The organism is Cohnella baijiui (genome assembly GCF_020731285.1).
Lineage (GTDB): Bacteria > Bacillota > Bacilli > Paenibacillales > Paenibacillaceae > Cohnella.
The window spans coordinates 1-224 of record NZ_JAJFOW010000417.1; the positions used below are offsets into that span (position 1 = coordinate 1).

Sequence of the window (224 nt, forward strand, 5' to 3'; positions counted from 1 at the left end):
CGATAACGTAATTGATATCAACCGCATTGACGTGCTGCAGGCGCAGGCTACGAACAAGCGCTACCGTGCGATTGGCCTGGGTACGTTTGGCCTGCATCATCTGCTTGCGCTTGAAGGAATCAAGTGGGAGAGCGAAGAGGCAGTGCAGTATAATGACCGTCTGTATGAGCGAATTAATTTCTTAACCATTCGCGCCTCCCTTGAACTGGCTAAAGAGAAGGGTG

Annotated in this window: 1 protein-coding gene; it reads left to right on the forward strand. The window is 50.9% G+C overall.

Going from position 1 to position 224, the window contains the following annotated elements; translation table 11 throughout:
* Positions 1 to 224 (forward strand): hypothetical protein (locus LKX83_RS33185; RefSeq protein WP_227887559.1); only part of this gene is annotated, 224 nt, incomplete at both ends.